This is a genomic window from Mesorhizobium sp. M7A.F.Ca.CA.002.05.1.1, from assembly GCF_003998335.1.
Lineage (GTDB): Bacteria > Pseudomonadota > Alphaproteobacteria > Rhizobiales > Rhizobiaceae > Mesorhizobium.
This window is the reverse complement of record NZ_RZQI01000025.1, coordinates 1-16,927: the sequence shown is the minus strand read 5'-3', so window position 1 is coordinate 16,927 and position 16,927 is coordinate 1. Positions and strand designations below refer to the sequence as shown.

The following is a 16,927-nucleotide window of genomic DNA, read 5'->3' as shown; positions in this document are numbered from 1 at the left end:
GGGTTCATCTTGGCAGCTACTTTGAATGCGTTTCGGGATTTTCGGGGTTGGCATTTCGTCGGCGAGTGCAGCGATGCAAACGCGCATCGCGTAATCCACCTGCTTTGGAATGCGGGACAACGAAAAGATCAGACAAGAGTGCCAACCCCTACTCCACGATCTTCCAGTATGAGTCCTTGCGGATCACCTTTCCGTCACGAAATGTGTAGAAATCGCAACCTCGAACTTCCTTTCTTACGCCCTCGCGGGTGGTGCCGGTGAGGGTCCATTTCGACATGCCGGTGTTGGCAGCCTCGTCCGCAAAGTGCTGCCCATTGCCATAATGCACATCGGGCAAACCCTCAAATCGTCTCGCAAGCGCGTCTCGTACGCTGCGCTTGCCCTCGAAGCGCGTTCCCCAAGGCTCGGCTCCCCTTGGCATCTCCAGAACGCAGTCGTCGGCAAAGAACGCCATGATGCGACCGAGGTCGTGCGCGTTGAAGGCCTCGCACAGCTCCGTCAATGTGGTTCGAATGTCCATTCGCGAACGCCTCCTCGAAGTCGAAGTAGGTCACTGGCGGCGGATCCGGTCAAGTGTCCAGCGAGACTCCCTGGCCGTCACCACGATGGAGCGGGACTTCCGCCACTCACGCCTTCTTCGCAAACGCCCAGACCATCAGCGGGTATTCCTCGTCATTGCTCAGATCCCGCCACAGGCCGTAGGCGCGGACGGGGCCGCCGATATGGGCCCTGGCGCAGGCCTTGTTGCCCCAGCCGTGGACCTTGACGTTGGCTTCCGCGAAGCCGCCCTCGACCATCAGCTGCTTGAGGCCGGCCGGGGTCCATCGGTTGTAGTCGTGCGGCCTGGCGTGGACGCGAAACAGGAAAGGTGTTGCCACCATCGCCCAGCCGCCGGGCCGGGTCATGGCGTGGATGTTTTGCACTGCCGCGTGCGGCCGCCGCACATGTTCCAGCACCTGGTCGGCGATGACGATCGAATATTGCTCGTCGGTGCGATCCCTGCAGATGTCGAAGGCGGGGAAATCGACCGAGCGGTAATTGGGGCACATTGCCCGCCAATAGCGGTTCCAGCCGGGCGAGATCTCGATCACGTCGGCGGCCTTGCGGTTGCCGGCTTCGAGAAAGAGCGTGAACGCCTCGATCTGGCGGATACGCAGCCAGTTGCGCGAATCATAGCCAAGCAGCCGCTTGGCTGCCTGTTTGCCACGATTCTTCAGGGTGCCGGCAAGGCTCTCAGTCATAACGACCTCCAGAAACCCGCCGTCCTTGCTGGTAGCACTATGTTATGGGCAAAAGATGACAACGTAGCGCCGCCGCCGGCGGCGCGATCAGAAAAAATGTACGAGCAGGGCCACCGCCCCACAGTAGAGCTTCTGTTCCCATTGCCCACTTAGGATAAGGGATGGGCAGACTACCCTCTGCTTAATAATCGCCGTTGTAGTACCTGTCGTCGCACGGCGCCGTGTAGATGCGGCCGCGGCGGTCCTGGTAGCGGCACATCTGTTCGCCGCGCCGTTGCGGCGTAGTGGCCGAGCCGACGACGGCGCCGAGCAGGGCGCCGCCGGCGGCGCCGATGAGCGTGCTTTCGGTGTTGCCACCGATGGCCTGACCGACAAGGGCGCCGCCGGCGCCGCCGATCAGAGCGCCAGTTCCGGCCCGCTGCTGGCCTTCGGTCTGCGCGCACCCTGCCAGTGCTGCGGTCATCAGCACGGCGGCTATGACTTTGTGAAAGTTCATGTGAAGTCTCCCTTGAAGGCCTGAAATCCCTATGGTTCGTCCCGTGCGGCCGCAATGCGGCGGAACGGGGGCACGAGCCCTCACGATAAAAGACATGGTTTCTCGGGTGTTGATAGAAGCCCTGCCTGCTATTTTCCGAGCTTCTCGTTTTTATGGCGACAAGTCTCATTCGATACAAAGTGTCGATCAATGTGTAACGGGATTGAAGCCTCATACCGCTAGCGTTGCCGGTTCAAGCGGACGTTCAATCTGCCTTGTAGGCGTTGAAGGATGGAACAGGCGCACACAGTCCGTCGACCTGCTGTAGACGCACAGCGCGTGCGCGCAGCTCAATACGTGCGAATGTCCACTGACCACCAGAGCTACTCGATCGACAATCAGAAGGATGCAATCCGTGAATTCGCGGATGCGATGAACTACGACATTGTGGCCACATACGAGGACCCCGGTCGCAGCGGCTTGAACCTTGAAGGTCGCGCCGGCCTGCAAAGGCTGTTGGCGGATGTCGAAACGAAGAACGCGGATTTCGAAATCGTCATCGTCTACGACGTGAGTCGCTGGGGGCGATTCCCGAACCCCGATGAGAGTGCGTCGTACGAGTATCGGTGTCGCGTTGCCGGCGTGCGAATTGAATATTGTGGCGAACAGTTTACCAACGATGGCAGCATCGGATCAGACCTGCTCAAGGCGATAAAGCGCACGATGGCGGCCGAGCACAGTCGGGTGTTGTCGGTCAAGGTGTTTGCCGGCCAGTGCAGGCTCATTCAAATGGGATACCGGCAGGGAGGGTCGTCCGGCCTGGGCCTGAGGCGCCGGCTCATCGACCAGCATGGGCGCACAAAGACCATGCTCGCTCTCAAAGAGTACAAGAGCCTCCAGACGGATCGGGTCATCCTCGTGCCTGGACCACCTGATGAAATCGCGACGGTGCGCTGGATCTATGATGAATACGTGATGGCTGGTCGGACCGAGCTGCAGATTGCGCGGTCGTTGAATGCCAAGGGAGTGGTCACCGATCTCAATCGATCGTGGAAACGCGAATCCATTCATCAAATACTCAGCAACGAAAAATACGTGGGCAACAACGTCTGGAATCGGCAGTCTTTCAAACTCAAGCAAAGGAAGGTGACCAACGATACGACCCGATTGGTCCGCGCCGACGGCGCCTTTGAACCCATTGTGGACCGCAAGCTTTTCGACCGGGCTCAAGCCATAGCCGACGCCCGCTCATCTAAGATGAGCAACGATCAGATGTTGGTTGTGCTCGCCCAACTTCTGAAGAGGCGCGGTACCCTTTCAGGCCCGATGATTGACGCGGCGGCTGACTGTCCGCCGAGCAGCCGCTACAGGAAAAAATTCGGCAGTCTGCTGCGAGCCTACAAGCTCGTTGGATACGATCCGTCTCAGAACTATCGGTTTCTTGATATCAGAAGGCGGCTTCGTGAGGTCTTCGAAGAAGTCGTCCAAACGACAATAGCGACCATCGAGCGGGCGGGCGGATCTGCGGTGCGTCAGAGTGCTCTCGGCGTGCTTCGCGTCAACGATGAATTCACCGTAGCCATTGCGATGGGTCGCTGTCGGGCCACGCCATATGGCTATCCTCATTGGGTGGCCTCTGCGGAACGGGGTACCGCTGCGGACGTGAAAGTGGCCATCCGCATGAGCCCGGATAACCAGACGATCCTCGACTATCTGATAGCGCCAGCAAATGAGATTGGCGGGAAGCCCTTAAACTGCGCCTTGAACAAAAGGCTGGAATTCAACACTTTCTTCTACAAATCGCTGGATCCGCTGTTCGCCTTGGCCGAACGCGACGCCATCTCGGCCGCTCGCTGATGGTCACCGCCAACAGACCAATCTCGCTCCTGCGCCTGGACGCGATCAAGATCACCAACCCGCGTGCGCGAGGCAAAAAGTCCTTCCAGGACATTGTCGACAGCATCAAGAGCGTCGGCCTGAAGCGTCCCATCACGGTGACCACGAGGAATGTCGACGAAAGCGCTTTCACGCACGACCTGGTGTGCGGCCAGGGGCGGATCGAGGCCTTCAGGTTGCTTGGCCAGACCGAGATTCCCGCGTTTGTGATAGAGGCAACCAAGGCCGAGGCGCTGGTCAAAGGCTTGGTGGAAAATTGTGCTCGCCGGTATCATACCGCTTATGACCTGCTTCGCGACATCGGTCGGCTGAAAGAAAGCGGCTATTCCGACGTCGACATTGCAGCAAAGATCGGTCTTTCGACCGAATATGTCAGAGGGGTTGCACGCCTCCTGTCGCAAGGCGAACAGCGCCTTCTGCGGGCGGTCGACTCCGGCCAGATCCCGCTGTCGGTAGCAGTCGATATTTCCACCGCCGACGAGCCAGGGATTCAGGCCGTTCTTCAGCTTGCCTATCAAGAGAACCAACTGCGCGGTCATAAGCTTGTGATAGCGCGACGCCTGATTGAGAACCGCCGCAGGCGGGGGAAAGGCCTGGGAACGTTCCTGCCAGATCGCAGGAAGAATCCTTCAGCATCAGCGTTGATCAAGGCGTTCAAAGCGGACACGGACAGGAAACGCATTCTGGTCCGCAAAGCGGATGCAACGCGAAACCGCCTGCTGTTTGTCACCCACGCCTTGCGGCAACTCATGGCAGAAGAGGCATTCCAGGATCTTCTTGCGGCGGAAGGACTGAACACCCTCCCACGAAACCTGGCGGCCCGGATCAGCAGAGTTGAGCCCGCATGACCGCAAAGCGTCCTACCGTTCCAGACATAAAATTCGCTTTTGAGCGCGCTACTATTTGCCTTCGTCTTGAAGACATCCAGCCGCTTCACCTGTTCACCGAAAGCGCCAGGGAAACTCCGAAATATCAACAGGTCAGGTCGTCCGTTCGCGAGATCGGGCTTGTGGAATTGCCCGTGGTTGCAAAGGACAAGGACACGCCGGGAAAGTACCTCTTGGTCGACGGCCACATGCGCATCGAGATATTGCGGGAGATGGGCGACACTGAGGTTGATTGTTTGGTCGCCAACGATGACGAGGCATTCACCTACAACAAACGGGTAAGCCGGCTGGCGACGATCCAGGAACACTTCATGATCCTGAAGGCCATCGACAGCGGCGTCCCGGAAGAGACCATCGCGAGAACCCTCAATGTCAACATCGGCCAAATCAGGCTTAAAAAACATCTGCTGAAAGGGATATGCCCGGAAGCGATCGACATGCTCAAGGACCGCTTCGTTCCGACCAACACGTTCATCGAACTGCGAAAGCTGGCAGCCGTGCGCCAGATCGAGGCGGCGCAACTGATGATCGCCATGAACAAGTTCTCGATCAACTACGCAAAATCCCTGGTCGGCGCGACCCCGCCCTCCCAGCTTGCCGATACGTCGCAGCCGAAAAAGCTAGCCGGACTGAGCGATGCGCAGATCGCATTGATGGAAAACGAATCAACCAAACTCGATAAGGAATACCAGCTTGTCGAGGAGAGCTATGGATCCGACCACCTGGATCTGGTGGTGGCCAGGGGGTATCTCTGCCGGTTGCTGGAGAACGCCCGTGTCGTTCGATATCTCGCGCAGAGTTTCCCGGAGATTCTTTCCGAATTTCAGAAAATGACCACTTCTGCCCAAATGCCTGTCTAATTTCTGCGAAGAGGCACTACCACTGACAACGTCAGCAATCCGCCCGACCTGGGGATGATGCCTTGCCGCTTGTTTTCCAAAAGGGTCGTGGTAAGGGCCTCGGCTCGGGGCGCACGCCCTGATGACCGGGCGTGCCATTCGACGGCAACTACTTGCAGCCCGTGTGGCCATCTCAATCGAGGATGCCCGGCCTTTCTCAGATTCGCCAGGAGTCTGCAGGGGCATCATTGTAGCTGATAGATGACTGCTCGGCCGTCGAGGGTCGCGACTTTGCCGATGCTCGTCCGCAGTGTTTCGTCCCGCACCCGCTGAACTATCTCGGATAGCTGGGCACGATTGGACCAGCCTGTGCTGATACTAGAGGTCTAATTGTATCCGAGCAGGTGACGCAATCCGACAATCGGCAGATAGACGGTCCAAATCATGCCGATGGCGGCGGCAACTCCAAGGCCAATCGCGGGAGCCCAAGCCTTCCATTGCATCTGGAGCCGCGCTGCTAATTCGGTCAAACTCCCTTCCATGGACGAATTCTCCCCAAATTTGATTCGAGAGGCGAAAGTACCATGAACGCCAAGACTGCCGCGCTTGCAATCGCCGCAACCGTTTGCATCGCTGGTTTCGCCTATTCCAGCGGTCATAAGGCCGGTCGTGTTTCTCAACTGAAGGACACCGTCACGGCCTACAACCGCCGCATGGGGATCGATGACAACGCAAACAGCCTCGGCCGCGTCGATCTCTGCCTGGAGCTTGGTGGCCTACTCGATGAGTGCGAGCGGCTAGACCGCTGATTTGCTCAACCGACTGATTTTTCCGCCCTCCTAACTTCACTGCCAAACTTAACAATTGCCCATCAGGCGGAAGGTACTAGCCATGACAGCCACTTTGCGCGGGCGCTTGCGCGCGTTTGAAATCTGACTCTGGTCAGACAATCCGTCCGATCCGGGCGGCGCGACCATGAAGGGTGTTACGCTGGCGAATTTCCGCCGCTATTTGAAAGCCGATGCCACAAGACGACCTGAAGAAGATCACCGATGACCAGGTGACGACGGTCCGATGCCTGACCATGTGAACGTCCGATCCACTGGCAACGCGCTGGATTGAAGCTCCTCCGAATGGTCATCAGCAGCAAAGTGTTCCCGCCATTTCAGCAGAAGCAACAAAACATCCGTGCAGCGCGCCTCGATGGCCGGCGCCAGACAGATCCTCGAGCGGCGGATTGCCGAGCTCGAGGAGCAGATCCAGGGCAAGCAGGCCCGGGTCCAATCCTACCAGGCCCAGATGCAATCGACCATCGACGAGAAGGCCAGCCTGTCAAAGCTGCTCAAGGCTGGATTGACCACCCGCCCGCGCATTCTGGAATTGGAACGATCGGCCTCGGATCTGCAGGGCCTAATCGACGAGAACCTCGGCGCTATAGCCGGCAGCCAACAGAGCAAAGCCGAACTCAACGGGCAGATCGCCCAATTGACCTATGAGCGCCGAGCCAAACTATCAGCCATGCTGATCGATACGCAATCGAACCTTGCCGTGCTGCCATGGACCGAGCCGAAGGGCGCGCGCCTTATGACGGCCAGGTGATGGATCTCAGCGTCTTCTCGATCGGCGCGATCGTTTCGCCGGGCCAGACTATCCTCGATATCGTTCCGACCGAAAATTCGCTGGTCGTCCCTCAGACTCGCGTCGAGGACATATCGAACCTGCGACCCGGTATGGCGTGCCGAAGTTCGTTTCACATCCTACAAACAGCGCTCAATACCCATAGTTCATGGTCGCGTCACCCGCATTTCGGCGGATCGCATTACCGACAGCAAGACCGGGTTTCCCTACTATCTTGCCGACGTAGCAGTCGACCCGGTGGAATTGGCTGCAGCCCCACAGATTGCGCTTTATCCGGGCATGCCGGCGTCAGTCATGATCGTCACCGAGGAACGCACCGCGCTCGACTATGTGCTAGGTCCGTTGGTTGTGTCGTTCCACTCCGCCTTTCGCCAGAAGTAACTGAGTCCGTAATCTCTCCGCGATGCCATTCGACAGATGGTCGGGCCTGCAAAGCCGAGACAGGAGCTGCCCGGAATCTGGAGGGTCTCCGCATTCCCATCCGACCTGTGCATTTCTGGCACCTCTATATGTTCCATCCAAGCCAGCCAGAGACGCCGACCCTAACTGACGAATTTCTGCTATCGCTTGTCATTTGCCAGAAGTCGCCGTTCCGCTCCCGTCCCACAAATGCCTGTCAGCAATGCGTCTCAAATCGGTCGTAAGGTCAGTTTTGCCATTGCCTGAAAGTTGACGATCGCAGGCATCTGCGCTGGAAGCCGTGGGCCAGCGGCCATCGCCCGATGGCATTCAGGATCGTGCTGGCAAAGCCGCAATCAGCAAAGCAACAAAAGGGGCGGTTTGGCCGTTCTGATCAGTCGCATTGGCGGCTGGGGCATTCGAAGACATGACGACGCCGCAAATTTTGTCATTTGCCGTAACCTTCGTGATGATGGCAGCGTTCGTGTGGGGTCGCTATCGTTATGATCTGGTCGCGGCCGCGGCACTGTTGCTTGCTCTCGCGGTTGGCATCGTGCCTTTTGACGAGGCCTTCAGCGGGTTCAGCGACGATATCGTGGTCATTGTCGGCAGTGCTCTGCTGGTGAGCGCAGGGATAGCACGCTCGGGTATCATGGAGGCCGCCATCAAGCGCTTTGCTCCGAAATTATCGGGAGTTCGGTCGCAACTGGCGCTGCTGGTGATCTTGGTCACGATTCTCTCTGCCTTTGTAAAGAATATCGGGGCGCTCGCTATCATGATTCCGATCGCCTTCCAGTTCGCGCGCCGGTCTAACATTTCACCCTCGACATTCCTGATGCCTATGGCGTTCGGATCACTGCTCGGCGGTCTCATGACGCAGGTGGGAACATCTCCCAACATCGTTGTGTCCCGAGTACGAGAGGAGCTGACCGGAACCGCCTTCACAATGTTCGACTTCACACCTGTTGGAGCTGGCATAGCCGCTGCCGGAACGATCTTCCTGCTGTTTTTCTATTGGTTGTTGCCGGTGCGCGAAAAGCTTGGCGGATCACTGAACGAAGCCCTCGACATCAAGAACTACCTTACAGAGGCTCGAATTGTCGCCGACTCCACGGTGCTCGGGAAAACCGTCGCAGACCTCATGAAGCTCGCCGGCGGCGATGCAATCGTGACGTCGATTCTGCGCAATCGCACGATGCGGATGACGCCACTGCCCGACGCGATCCTCAAGGTGAATGACATCCTGTTGCTCGAAGGCGACCCAGAAGCGCTGGATCGCCTTGTCTCCCAGGGCAGGCTCAGCGTGACCGGGGATAGGGTCGCTGGTGACGACACCACCAACGAAATGGTCGCTATCGAAGCCGTAATCGGTGAAAGCTCCTCTTTGATCGGCTGGACCGCCCAGCGCCTTGCCCTTTACGATCGCTTCAATGTCAACCTCCTGGCTGTCAGCCGTCGCGGGGAGCGCCTCGACCGCAGGCTGGCCGAAGTCGAGCTGAGGCTCGGGGACGTTGTCGTTTTGCGGGGCAGTGCAGCCAGGATGCCCGAGATACTTCGTGAACTCGGCTGCTTACCGCTGGCAGAAAGGGCTATCCTTCTTGGTAGCGTCCGCAAGGGTATCGTGCCGGTAGTAATCCTTGCTCTCGCCATGGTGGCGACGGCGTTTGGGCTGCTGCCAGTCTCCGTCGCCTTCTTCGCGGCCGCTGTCGCGATTGTGCTTTTCAAGGTCATTCCGCTCCGCGACGTATACCAATCGCTCGATGGGCCTATCCTCGTGATGCTGGCCGTTCTCATTCCAGTGAGCGATTCGCTGCGCAGTACAGGGGCGACGGGAGTAGTTGCCGGCGAGCTTGCTAGGCTGGGGACACTCCTTCCGGCGTCCGGCGCACTGATGCTCATCCTTGTCGCCGCCATGGCCGTTACGCCATTCCTCAACAATGCCGCCACCGTCCTTGTCATGGCGCCTATCGCCGCCGAGTTTGCTGGTGATCTGGGCTACCGGCCGGAAGCATTTTTGATGGCTGTCGCCATTGGCGCCGGCTGTGACTTTCTCACCCCGATCGGACATCAGTGCAACACGCTTGTCATGGGGCCGGGTGGCTACCGCTTCAGCGACTATCCCCGTCTGGGACTGCCCCTATCTTTTCTCGTAGTCATTGTTGCCGTGCCGATGCTTATGATCGTTTGGCCAGTGGACTGACATCCGATATTCGGATGCCCTCCTTGGAAATCCCACATGACACTACATTCGTGAATGAGGTCTCCGCCGCGCAACTGAGGGCGAAAAATCCAACGGTGAAAAGTTCGGTGTGCGATCCGGCAAAGAGCCTGAAGCAGACGCCCGGTCAGAAAAGCACCACAAAGGCGGAAAGACGTAGGTCGCGCCCAGACTCCGCCTAACCGGCATGCCGGCGGGTCGACATGCTTAACCTCCGCCAAGTGATCGCGCGAACGGCCAAAGCACCCGCCGCTGCTCGTTTCTGAGGGTTAAACTTATGAAAGCCCGCCGCCCCATTTGCGAAGCGGCGGGCTTCATCCGCCCCAACTTGTCAATGCAACTTTGGTGCCAAACCTTTTTGGCTCTCTATAGGACAATGGGCTGTCCGACAGCGATCAAACAGACATCCAAAATGCCAGCAGCAGGGCGCATAAGGATGAGACGAGGGCAGCGGTGGCAAAAAGCACGCCCTGCCAATCTGGCGGTGGATCGGACACCAACTTGTCGGGGGGCGGATGATTGTCATTCATGAAAAGCAATTTTGCAACGCCAAGTTTGGTCCCGTAAGCCTTCAGGTTGTCGGCGGAAATGGCCGCCGCCCTACCGAAGGCCAAAGAAACTCAAAATTGCCAAGACGACGACCACCGCACCGACGAGCCAAATGATATTGTTCATGATCTCTCTCCTGTTGCTTTCGAAAGTTCGCGCCTGGCAGCGCCGATCGTTCGGGACGCCTCTGCTTCGAGTTCTACAAGCTTCTCCCTGATCTCCTCCGGCTCGGCGTGCTCCAATCCGACAACGTCATTTCTGGTTTCATTCAGTGAAACGATGATCTCATCGAGTTTGGCGTGAATGGCGGCGGTGTCGCGATAGCCTTGTAGAAGGACAACACCAGTGATCACGATGGCGGCAACCGACAGGGCGTAGGTAACCGCACTTGTCAGACCAAAGGGCACCAGGGCGGTGCACAAAACCATTGCTATGAGAATGACATAGAAGCCCGGCGGCCGAGATAGGAAGTCGGAGGCCGCGAAAAGGAACCGATTCATATCCGGGCCAAAGTCATCAAGGCGACCAGTGCGGTAATCGCCACACAAATAGGCACTGCTGCCAGTAAGCCTGCCTCTAAGATCCGACTCTCTTTGTCGCGCAACATCAGGTCACCTACTCCAAGTTAAAGATATAGGTTCGCGAGCAGCTGGGCGGCTCGCGAACCTGCTATCGGCGTCGTGCTTGGCCAGCACTTTTATCCATCTGCTTTCTCCCAAGTTCGAGAGACAACAGCCGCGGGAGGCAGGCGTTCCAGTCGCTGTCTCTGACAGGACCAATGCGTGTTCTAGGACCAGACTTAGGCCCCAAAGGGACTAGACCTAAGTACCTAAGGCGGAACGTCTAGGGCGGCTCCATGTTCAAGTTGTCGGGCGGCGCGGGACGATGATCGTGTTGCGCCAGTCCCTACGGGAGTGCAGATATGAACATGCTTCTAAAGAACACCGCAGCAGCGATGTTGCTCTTGGCTGGGATCGGCTCAGCCGCCGCGGACGACATCATTATCCAGCCGGAACAAGACACCGTCATCCGCGAATATGTGAAGCAGCAGCCCCTGGCGTCGGTCAAGCTCCCCGGCGTGGAACTGAATGTCGGGACAGCTCTGCCGGACACGGTTGAGATCCATGAGGTTCCCAACGTCAAATACCGCTATGTGGTGGTCGACAACCGCACGGTGCTGGTGGACCCAGGCACCCGAAAAATCATCAAGGTTTACGACTGAACGAACCAATTCAGCCCCGCCGCCATCGCTGGCGGCGGGGCTGAAGCGTATAAATCTCCACATCCGGACGAAGATGAGGAGCCTTAAAGTCGCGACATCGCAAGCGCTCTTGGCACGCCTCTCCGGCACGAATGCGGGAAGCACGTTAGAGCGAAGGCCGAGAGGAAACCTCTCCAAAGGTCTCGGGCTTTATGGATGATGGTCGCGGCCAGGCAGAGTTTTCCTCTCAGCAAGCCAGTCCAGGAGTTCAAGGACCTTCAGGGCACGATCTGTGCACGAGTAATACGCTTTTTGACGCTCCTGCCTCCGGGTGACCAGCCCAAATTCTCGCATTATGCTAAGATGTTGGGAGAGTGCGGAGTTGCTAAGCCCTAATCGCGACGCCAGATCAGAAACGGATATTTCTCCGTCGGCAAGAATGATTAGAGCGAGAAGGCGCTTTTCATTAGCCATGGCAGCGAGCAGCTCGGCGGACGGCGCATAAATGCTGGGCTTTTCGGGATCCATGATGTCTCCCTCACTCACGCGTCGAGCGGGCCTCGCGCAGGCCGAATGTAAAGAACTCGCCTCCCATTTACCGCAGCGGCGGGCCAAGGATGACGTGCCCGGATCGTCGGGCGCTCCGGCGCGTCAGAACTATTAGCGTAGCTTAATGTTCCGTCAGAAGGGCGTCGCTGTCTGACGGTCGGCGTCGGCGGCTAAGCGCCTTAGCTCCTGGATCGCCCCTTCTTCGAAGCCTGGGAACCTTTGGCTTCGGCAGCAAGGCGTTGTTCTCGAAGTCGCGCAGTCTTTAAAAAACGCGCCTCTCTCTCGGCCGCGTTATCAACTTTTGCCTCGCGGTCTGCGCGATCCAATCGGTCATTTGTCGATGCTTCGCTGGGACATTTTGGCCTCCTACCAGAAGACCGTTGAATTTACTTTTCGCTAAATTGTTCCCGCCAATTCGGCGACTGCCTTCCTGACGCTTGCGCACCAACAAAGCGAAAGCCCGCCACCGGCGTAGCGGGCTCTTGAAGAGGCAGGCAATTGGAGGGTACTGGCAAACTAGCTACCGCCATAGTTCCGGCATCAAAGGTGCCGGATCGCAACGCCGCATGTCGACAGCATCGATGGCCGGAGATGAACGGCAAGGACGCCTGTGCAGTTCGCCAAGCACCTTCGGGTCCGGAGAGCCTGCACTGCAGCCTAGCAAGCTCTTCGAAATAGGCCGCGAGATCGTCATCAGCATTCGCCGGCTCTGAACATTGGTGATGCTGTGGTACCCACGGTGATGTTGTGGAACCCAGCGCAAGCCTCACATCGCTGCTTCCTGCTCCATCTCTTTCATGTCCTGAAAGCGGTCCGCAATCCGTGGGTGAACCCGGCCGCCGTCCGCAGCACCGATGGCCACGACAATCTCGTCGGCAGCCGGGCCGTCGGCGATCTGGAAGTTGGCGGTGATGAAATGCGAGCGGCGACCGTTCTCGCTCTTGTGCATCATCGGCAGCGATAGCAGCGCGCCCGGCGCGTTGCGGGTGTTACAGAATTCGAGATAGGTCGTGCCGCCGACGGCGTCGCGGAAGACATTGCCGAAGCGCAGCGTATGGATCATGGCGGAGGCATGCTCGATCTCGCCGGCGGTTCCGACGGCGGCCGCCTTGCCGTAGCTTTCGATGCGTTCCGCCTGCATCAATCCAATCAGGCGGCTCGTGAGTTCCTGCCCCAGCCGGGGCGCTATGGCGACAATCTCCGGCCGCAAATGCTCGACGAAGCCGCGCCCGGCCCATGGATTGCGCAGGACGGCTGCCACCACGATCGACGTTACCGGCCTTGCACCCGCTTTGCCGCCTTCGATGTGCACTTCCTCGATGAAGGTGCTGACTTTTCGCAATTCCATGATTTGGCCTCCCCAGGTGGAAGCTCAAGATAATGCACGCCAACCGTCGGGTATTCCTCCGGTTCGTAGGAAGAAACGGCGTGCGTCCCGCTTGGAAGCGGTGTAGCGTTCGTATATCCGCGACGGCTTAAATTCGCCCTTCGCGAGCGGCGGAAGATCAGGCGTGGACCACGAATCGCAAATTCTCTCCTTGCGGGACGCCGCCAGCCTCATCAATTCGGGCGGCGATCTCCAGTCCGTGCTGCGCCATCTCGTGCTGGCGGCCTGTCGTCATGCCCAATGGACTTTAGGCTCGATCATGGGCATCGACGCCGCCCACGGCCACGCCTATGTCATCGTGCGCCACGACCCGACGCTCATTCACCGCACGTTGCCGGACCGTTGGGAGCTGGCCACCAGTCCCTCGATCGTCGCGCTCAACCGCAACGAGCCGGTCTACATCAGGGACGCGCGCGTATCGGAGGAGTTCCCGGGCTACCGCCGAGAAGCCTTCGAGCGCGACTACCGCAGTGTTCTGGTCATGCCGATGAACTGCGTCGACGAAGACGGCCGGCCGATGGTGCTGACCGTCGTTTCGCGCGAGATCACCGAAGTGACGGCGCAGGATATCGCCTTCATCGGCATGATCGTGCATCTGGGTGAGATCGCGGTCGAGAAGCAGCATCGGCTGCGCCAGGAGAAGCAGGCCGGCGAGCGTCTGCAGCGCGCCCTATCGGCGCACACCTCGCTTCTGCAGCAAGCCTTGTCGGACGGATCGGTGGCCTCGCTCGCCGAAAAGGTCAGCGAGCTGCTACCCAATCCTGTGGTGGTGATCGATTTCCATGCCAATCTGGTTGTCGCCGGCCGTTCCCCGAGCGAGGCGCATTTCGACGCCGCCTCCTGGCAGCAGGCGGTGAGCGGAACGCTCAGCCGGCAGATCTTCAAGATAGCGCGCGGCGTGTCCGACGGGCGTCACACCGAGACGCTGTTCGTCGATGACGGCAAGCGACAGCTCAAGCTTTCGGTGCGCATCGAGCCGCTTAGCATCGACGCCGAAGTGGTTGGCGCACTGATGATTTTCCCGACGCCTCACGAGTCTGGTCAACTCGATCAGATGCTGCTCGACAGCACCAAATTCGCACTCAGCGTGCAGATGATGCGCAGCTTCGTGCGCTTCCGTTTCGAGACGCGCTCGCTGACCGAGCTTTTCCTGGAGGTGGCGGAGCGCCGCTGGCGCGACGAGGCCGATATCGTCAGTCGCGCCCGCCGGCTGGGGCTCGACTTGACCGTTGCACAGAAGATGATCGTCGTCGACCTCGCCGAACAGGACGGTGCCATCGGCCTTGCCGATCCGCATCACGAGGTCATGCGTCTGCTGCAGCAGGCCGGCATTGCCGGCACGGCAATCGCGGTGGAGGATGGGCTTGTCTGTCTTGTCCCGGCCGATACCGGGCAGGATGGCGCGCGCTTCGCGAAATTGCCGCACAAGATTGCGGCCGGGCTTGGCCGCTATTTCGAAGCTGAGCCGGTGGTTGTGCTTTCCGAGGCCTGTGCCGCGCTGGTCGATTATCCCATCGCCTGGGAGCGGTGCCGCCGCATGATCCGGATCGGCCGTTCCTTCGGGCGCACCGGCGTTTTTGCCGGCCAGGATTTCGGTCCGCTGCCGATATTGGTCGCCGCTGCCGACGCTCCGGACGTGCGCGGCTTCGTCGACGAAAGTGTCGGCGCCCTGATCGCGCATGACCGCGAGCACGGCACGCCCTATCTGGAGACGTTATTTGCCTATCTGCGCGAGGGCTGCCGCAGCCAGGCCTGCGCCGACGCCATCGGCCTGCATGTCACCACCTTACGCTATCGCCTGTCGCGCATGGAGGACCTGTTCGGCATCCGTCTCGACACGCCCGAACAGCGCTTCGCGGTTGAACTCGCGATCCGTCTCAGCGGCATCATCGACAGCCGCACGCCGACAGCCCGTTAGACTCTGTTGACCTCGCCACCACTGTTTCGACGCGGCAGCCGCCGCAAGTGCAGGCGCGCTGCGCCTGCACTTGCTCGGGATGGCAGCAGCACGCCCCGACATCTTTCCTACAGACCGGAGGAAGAAGGCCGGCCGTCTCTTGCCTAGCTTTCATCCGACACTATGGGAGGAAAGCAATGGCGGACGCGGTGGTACACAGGACGATCGACCCGATCGCCTTGCGTCGTGCCTTCGGCACCTTCGTCACCGGCGTGACCGTCATCACCACGCGCGACTGCGACGGCAATCCGCGCGGCATGACCGCGAACTCCTTTACCTCGGTCTCGCTTGACCCGCCGTTGCTCCTGGTCTGCGTCGCCAAGGCGGCGGCGAGCTTTCCCGCATTCAACGAAACACGGTCCTTCGCGGTCAATTTCCTCCATGAAGGCCAGGTCGACGTTTCTTCGGTGTTCGCATCCAAAGCGGCGGACAAATTCCAGTCGGTCAACCATGACCGCGCCCACACCGGCGCGCCGATCCTCACCGACAGCCTGACATGGTTCGACTGCACCGTTCACAACCGCATCGAGGCCGGCGACCACATCATCCTGATCGGCCAGGTCCAGGCTTTCGGAACCAGCCCATCGGCGCCGCTCGGGTTTTGCCGCGGCCGTTACGCCAGCGTAAAGGATCCGCTGCCTGCCGGCTGGCTGGCCTCGCAGGACATGATCATCGGCTATCTTGTCGAAGCCGGCGACCGCATCCTCTTGCGCACCGATGGCAAGGGAAGTTGGGTGCTGCCGACGGCGCGGCGCCGCAAGGCCGACAGTCAGCTCGTCCTCGATGGCGGCGAGGCGCTGACCCTCGTCCCTGAAAACACCTTCCTCTATTCGGTCTTCGACGTCGCCGACAGCGACCCGGGCTATCTCATCTACCGCGCCGAACTGAGCCGTGAGAGCGCTGAAGCCGCACTTCCGGAGGGTCACGCCTTCTTTTCCGTCGACGCGCTGCCCTATGAGCGGATCGCCACGCATGAACTGCGCGCCATGCTGCGCCGCTATGCCCGCGAGCGCCAGGACAAACGCTTCGGCATCTATATCGACACCGGCGATGGCGGCCGTGTCGCCATGATCGACGGCCAGTCGCAATCGTGGACGCAGGCCGCGTCCGAATGATGCTCCACGCAGGACAGACAGCATGAAAACGACGGTCGGATCGCTCGAAGGCTCACGCCAGAACCTGTTCATCAACGGGGCGTTCGTGGCGCCGAAAACCGGGCAGTACATCGACAGTTTCGACCCGACCACCGGCAAGCCCTGGTACGAGTTCGCCGAGGCCGGCGCCGAGGATGTCGGCGCGGCCGTCGAGGCCGCACGTACCGCTTTCGCGGCGCCTGCCTGGCGGCGCATGACCCAGACCGACCGCGGCAGGCTGGTGCGCCGGCTGGCGGAACTGGTGCTGGAGCACGCCGACGCGCTGGCGCTGATCGAGACCCGTGACAACGGCAAGCTGCTCAAGGAAATGCGGGCGCAGATGCGCGCCATGCCCGACAGCTACACCTATTTCGCAGGGATGGCCGACAAGCTGCTCGGCGACACCATTCCGGTCAACAAGCTCGACATGCTCAATTTCAACCTGCGCGAGCCGATCGGCGTCGTCGGCATGATCACGCCATGGAACTCGCCGCTGATGCTGCTCACCGGCACGCTGGCGCCATGCCTGGCGCTCGGCAACACGGTGGTCGTCAAGCC

The 16,927-nt window shown here is 59.7% G+C and carries 19 protein-coding genes and 1 pseudogene; 13 read left to right on the top strand and 7 right to left on the bottom strand.

The features are described from left to right. Positions 1-148: 148 nt before the first annotated feature. The 3 genes from EN939_RS02815 to EN939_RS02805 all read right to left on the bottom strand — a co-directional run bounded on the left by EN939_RS02815 (position 149) and on the right by EN939_RS02805 (position 1,737). Positions 149-520 (bottom strand): nuclear transport factor 2 family protein, encoded by a 372-nt coding sequence (locus tag EN939_RS02815; RefSeq protein WP_127266855.1) that lies wholly within the window; start codon positions 518-520, stop codon positions 149-151. Positions 521-626: 106 nt separating this feature from the next. Next, positions 627-1,241: a class I SAM-dependent methyltransferase gene (locus tag EN939_RS02810; RefSeq protein ID WP_127266854.1), complete on the bottom strand. Its 615-nt coding sequence runs from the start codon at positions 1,239-1,241 to the stop codon at positions 627-629. 181 nt (positions 1,242-1,422) lie between these two features. After that, the gene (locus tag EN939_RS02805) at positions 1,423-1,737 is read right to left on the bottom strand and encodes a glycine zipper 2TM domain-containing protein (protein WP_127266853.1); all 315 of its coding nucleotides are present in this window, start codon (positions 1,735-1,737) and stop codon (positions 1,423-1,425) included. Between the two features lie 270 nt (positions 1,738-2,007). Between EN939_RS02805 and EN939_RS02800 the strand changes: the two genes are divergently transcribed. From EN939_RS02800 to EN939_RS02765, 9 genes and pseudogenes are all read left to right on the top strand, one after another. Continuing rightward, the gene (locus EN939_RS02800; RefSeq protein WP_236383537.1) at positions 2,008-3,573 is read left to right on the top strand and encodes a recombinase family protein; all 1,566 of its coding nucleotides are present in this window, start codon (positions 2,008-2,010) and stop codon (positions 3,571-3,573) included. Further along, a complete protein-coding gene (locus EN939_RS02795; protein ID WP_127266852.1) occupies positions 3,573-4,460 on the top strand; it encodes a plasmid partitioning protein RepB C-terminal domain-containing protein in 888 nt (295 codons plus the stop codon). Before EN939_RS02800 ends, EN939_RS02795 begins: the two co-directional genes overlap by 1 nt. Continuing rightward, positions 4,457-5,359, top strand: coding sequence for a plasmid partitioning protein RepB C-terminal domain-containing protein (locus EN939_RS02790; protein ID WP_127266851.1), 903 nt, complete (start codon positions 4,457-4,459; stop codon positions 5,357-5,359). The genes EN939_RS02795 and EN939_RS02790 overlap by 4 nt, the downstream gene beginning before the upstream one ends. A 563-nt stretch (positions 5,360-5,922) precedes the next feature. Next, on the top strand, positions 5,923-6,147 hold the full coding sequence (locus EN939_RS02780; RefSeq protein WP_127266850.1) for a hypothetical protein: 225 nt from the start codon (positions 5,923-5,925) through the stop codon (positions 6,145-6,147). 166 nt (positions 6,148-6,313) lie between these two features. Beyond that, positions 6,314-6,394 (top strand): hypothetical protein, encoded by an 81-nt coding sequence (locus EN939_RS39975; RefSeq protein ID WP_306256524.1) that lies wholly within the window; start codon positions 6,314-6,316, stop codon positions 6,392-6,394. A 132-nt stretch (positions 6,395-6,526) separates the two neighbouring features. Next, positions 6,527-6,937, top strand: coding sequence for a hypothetical protein (locus EN939_RS38845; RefSeq protein ID WP_245456752.1), 411 nt, complete (start codon positions 6,527-6,529; stop codon positions 6,935-6,937). Continuing rightward, positions 6,895-7,014: pseudogene (locus EN939_RS38840) on the top strand (HlyD family efflux transporter periplasmic adaptor subunit); the annotation flags it as partial. The gene EN939_RS38845 and the pseudogene EN939_RS38840, both read left to right, overlap by 43 nt. Before the next feature lie 205 nt (positions 7,015-7,219). Next, on the top strand, positions 7,220-7,357 hold the full coding sequence (locus tag EN939_RS38830) for a hypothetical protein (RefSeq protein WP_245473048.1): 138 nt from the start codon (positions 7,220-7,222) through the stop codon (positions 7,355-7,357). A gap of 445 nt (positions 7,358-7,802) precedes the next feature. Continuing rightward, positions 7,803-9,575, top strand: coding sequence for an SLC13 family permease (locus EN939_RS02765; protein WP_127266849.1), 1,773 nt, complete (start codon positions 7,803-7,805; stop codon positions 9,573-9,575). A 413-nt stretch (positions 9,576-9,988) separates the two neighbouring features. Here EN939_RS02765 and EN939_RS02760 read toward each other — a convergent pair whose 3' ends face one another. Beyond that, positions 9,989-10,207: a hypothetical protein gene (locus EN939_RS02760; RefSeq protein ID WP_127266848.1), complete on the bottom strand. Its 219-nt coding sequence runs from the start codon at positions 10,205-10,207 to the stop codon at positions 9,989-9,991. Between the two features lie 57 nt (positions 10,208-10,264). After that, the gene (locus EN939_RS02755) at positions 10,265-10,642 is read right to left on the bottom strand and encodes a low affinity iron permease family protein (RefSeq protein ID WP_127266847.1); all 378 of its coding nucleotides are present in this window, start codon (positions 10,640-10,642) and stop codon (positions 10,265-10,267) included. 422 nt (positions 10,643-11,064) lie between these two features. Here EN939_RS02755 and EN939_RS02745 point away from each other — a divergent pair, with 422 nt between their 5' ends. Further along, on the top strand, positions 11,065-11,364 hold the full coding sequence (locus EN939_RS02745) for a DUF1236 domain-containing protein (protein ID WP_127266845.1): 300 nt from the start codon (positions 11,065-11,067) through the stop codon (positions 11,362-11,364). Between the two features lie 189 nt (positions 11,365-11,553). Here EN939_RS02745 and EN939_RS02740 read toward each other — a convergent pair whose 3' ends face one another. Then, positions 11,554-11,871 (bottom strand): ArsR/SmtB family transcription factor, encoded by a 318-nt coding sequence (locus EN939_RS02740; RefSeq protein WP_164748698.1) that lies wholly within the window; start codon positions 11,869-11,871, stop codon positions 11,554-11,556. 787 nt (positions 11,872-12,658) lie between these two features. Then, positions 12,659-13,240, bottom strand: a complete 582-nt coding sequence (locus EN939_RS02735; RefSeq protein WP_127266844.1) for an amino acid synthesis family protein — start codon at positions 13,238-13,240, stop codon at positions 12,659-12,661. Positions 13,241-13,403: 163 nt separating this feature from the next. Between EN939_RS02735 and EN939_RS02730 the strand changes: the two genes are divergently transcribed. The 3 genes from EN939_RS02730 to EN939_RS02720 all read left to right on the top strand — a co-directional run. Next, positions 13,404-15,197: a helix-turn-helix domain-containing protein gene (locus tag EN939_RS02730; protein WP_127266843.1), complete on the top strand. Its 1,794-nt coding sequence runs from the start codon at positions 13,404-13,406 to the stop codon at positions 15,195-15,197. A 176-nt stretch (positions 15,198-15,373) separates the two neighbouring features. After that, positions 15,374-16,351, top strand: coding sequence for a flavin reductase family protein (locus tag EN939_RS02725; RefSeq protein ID WP_127266842.1), 978 nt, complete (start codon positions 15,374-15,376; stop codon positions 16,349-16,351). A gap of 22 nt (positions 16,352-16,373) precedes the next feature. After that, a partial coding sequence (locus EN939_RS02720) for an aldehyde dehydrogenase family protein (RefSeq protein WP_127266841.1) occupies positions 16,374-16,927 on the top strand: 554 nt, incomplete at its 3' end.

What these genes read in the sequence shown, in the direction of transcription:
- EN939_RS02795 (WP_127266852.1), top strand. Translation starts at nt 3,573, where the DNA reads ATGGTCACCGCCAACAGACCAATCTCGCTCCTGCGCCTGGACGCGATC.
- EN939_RS02725 (WP_127266842.1), top strand. Translation starts at nt 15,374, where the DNA reads ATGGCGGACGCGGTGGTACACAGGACGATCGACCCGATCGCCTTGCGT.
- EN939_RS02740 (WP_164748698.1), bottom strand. Translation starts at nt 11,871, where the DNA reads ATGGATCCCGAAAAGCCCAGCATTTATGCGCCGTCCGCCGAGCTGCTC.
- EN939_RS02790 (WP_127266851.1), top strand. Translation starts at nt 4,457, where the DNA reads ATGACCGCAAAGCGTCCTACCGTTCCAGACATAAAATTCGCTTTTGAG.
- EN939_RS02745 (WP_127266845.1), top strand. Translation starts at nt 11,065, where the DNA reads ATGAACATGCTTCTAAAGAACACCGCAGCAGCGATGTTGCTCTTGGCT.
- EN939_RS02810 (WP_127266854.1), bottom strand. Translation starts at nt 1,241, where the DNA reads ATGACTGAGAGCCTTGCCGGCACCCTGAAGAATCGTGGCAAACAGGCA.
- EN939_RS02780 (WP_127266850.1), top strand. Translation starts at nt 5,923, where the DNA reads ATGAACGCCAAGACTGCCGCGCTTGCAATCGCCGCAACCGTTTGCATC.
- EN939_RS02815 (WP_127266855.1), bottom strand. Translation starts at nt 520, where the DNA reads ATGGACATTCGAACCACATTGACGGAGCTGTGCGAGGCCTTCAACGCG.
- EN939_RS02765 (WP_127266849.1), top strand. Translation starts at nt 7,803, where the DNA reads ATGACGACGCCGCAAATTTTGTCATTTGCCGTAACCTTCGTGATGATG.
- EN939_RS02755 (WP_127266847.1), bottom strand. Translation starts at nt 10,642, where the DNA reads ATGAATCGGTTCCTTTTCGCGGCCTCCGACTTCCTATCTCGGCCGCCG.
- EN939_RS02735 (WP_127266844.1), bottom strand. Translation starts at nt 13,240, where the DNA reads ATGGAATTGCGAAAAGTCAGCACCTTCATCGAGGAAGTGCACATCGAA.
- EN939_RS39975 (WP_306256524.1), top strand. Translation starts at nt 6,314, where the DNA reads ATGAAGGGTGTTACGCTGGCGAATTTCCGCCGCTATTTGAAAGCCGAT.
- EN939_RS02805 (WP_127266853.1), bottom strand. Translation starts at nt 1,737, where the DNA reads ATGAACTTTCACAAAGTCATAGCCGCCGTGCTGATGACCGCAGCACTG.
- EN939_RS02800 (WP_236383537.1), top strand. Translation starts at nt 2,008, where the DNA reads ATGGAACAGGCGCACACAGTCCGTCGACCTGCTGTAGACGCACAGCGC.